The organism is Microcoleus sp. PH2017_34_RAT_O_A, assembly GCF_020737885.1.
GTDB lineage: Bacteria > Cyanobacteriota > Cyanobacteriia > Cyanobacteriales > Microcoleaceae > Microcoleus.
On sequence record NZ_JAEQDD010000206.1, the window covers coordinates 1 to 1312 of the forward strand.

Here is a 1312-nt window from a genome sequence, read left to right on the forward strand (position 1 = left end):
TGATGCCGAGTTTTACCGTTCCGACTAACTTCTTTTGAGCCACAATTAGGGCAACAATTAATTTCTAATGTCATATCACGCTATGGCAAACACTTCTCTGATTATAGCTTGCTTCGATCCTTTCCTTCAGGGCATTACCTAAATACGAATGGTTAAAGAAAATTTTATAATTACCGAATGGCATACCCTCACACGACACAATTGCGAGAGTATTTTCTCGTCTCAAGCCGGAGCAATTTCAGAAATATTTTTTGAGTTGGATTCAATCTATTAGTTGCTTTAATCCAGGAGAGGTGATCGCAATTGATGGCAAAACTCTTCGCCATTCTTACTGTAGTTTAGACTAACCAAAGATGAGAACGGTGGCAAAAGAAGAACTAGAGCCACCGCGCCAGGAGAGAATGAGGGTGAAAAAGAAAACCTATCCACTCCTTAAATGAACAGTGAACGATTAAAGGACTTTCGTCAAGCAGCATATGAATTATTGGTGCAAGCTCTCGTATGCAACATTCGAGCTGATGGATTCAGTGATGACCACCAGAAATGCGTCATGTTTAGCGGAATTTTCACTCAATCCATTATTCAAGCGTCAATGGCAAGCGCATCTATGAAGCATTACAAGACTGTAGACCAGACCGAAAAAAACTGATGCTGCTGTATCTAGAGCAATTACAGAAAGAAGCAGCCCCAACGGAACATATATTAGTAGCAATCGACCACACTGCATGGGGCAGACGAGATGCCAAAACGTTAAAAGACAGAACCCATGAATATCAGAGCGGCTGCATTGTGGGACAGGGGTACAGTACAATTGCGTGGATACCTGAAGCGATCGGAAGTTGGGCATTACCTCTGCTCCATGAAAGAATAAGTAGTGGGTCTTCACCCATACTTCAAGCAGCTTCCCAACTTAAACTTGTCTGTGAACAAAGCATCAATCCAGTATTAGCAGTCTTAGACCGAGAATATGGCAATGCAAGTTGGGTGCTAGCGCTAAAGCAAGCTTCCATTCAAGCTGATTGTTTAATGAGAGTCCGAAAGAATGCCTGAAGAGTGGTCAGCACCACCAGCCTATAGTGGTCGCGGTAGACCACCCAAACATGGGCAAAAAATGAGACTCAATGACCCAACCACATGGCTCCAAGCGGATACAGAGATTGAAATTGACGAACATCCAGATTTGGGAAAAGTCCGAGTCAGACAATGGATTGACCTGTCGGGGTGACAAGTCGCCTATAACGCTGATAGAATAAGGCTCATAGCTCTTATGCCTTGTTGATAATTAGGCAGTTTATGTGGAGATAAAGACATT

General features: G+C 43.0%; 2 protein-coding genes and 1 pseudogene. All 3 read left to right on the forward strand.

Features of this window, described 5'->3' with window-relative positions:
- Nucleotides 1-140 precede the first annotated feature (140 nt).
- A pseudogene (locus tag JGK11_RS32725) lies at nt 141-332 on the forward strand (ISAs1 family transposase); the annotation flags it as partial.
- A 316-nt stretch (nt 333-648) separates the two neighbouring features.
- Entirely contained in the window at nt 649-1050 is a 402-nt protein-coding gene (locus tag JGK11_RS32730) for a hypothetical protein (protein ID WP_293187208.1), read from the forward strand.
- A complete protein-coding gene (locus JGK11_RS32735) occupies nt 1043-1225 on the forward strand; it encodes a hypothetical protein (protein ID WP_293214512.1) in 183 nt (60 codons plus the stop codon). Before JGK11_RS32730 ends, JGK11_RS32735 begins: the two co-directional genes overlap by 8 nt.
- The last annotated feature ends 87 nt before the right edge of the window (nt 1226-1312 follow it).

Excerpts from the sequence above, each read along its gene's own strand:
- JGK11_RS32730 (WP_293187208.1), top strand. The coding sequence starts at position 649 with ATGCTGCTGTATCTAGAGCAATTACAGAAAGAAGCAGCCCCAACGGAA.
- JGK11_RS32735 (WP_293214512.1), top strand. The coding sequence starts at position 1,043 with ATGCCTGAAGAGTGGTCAGCACCACCAGCCTATAGTGGTCGCGGTAGA.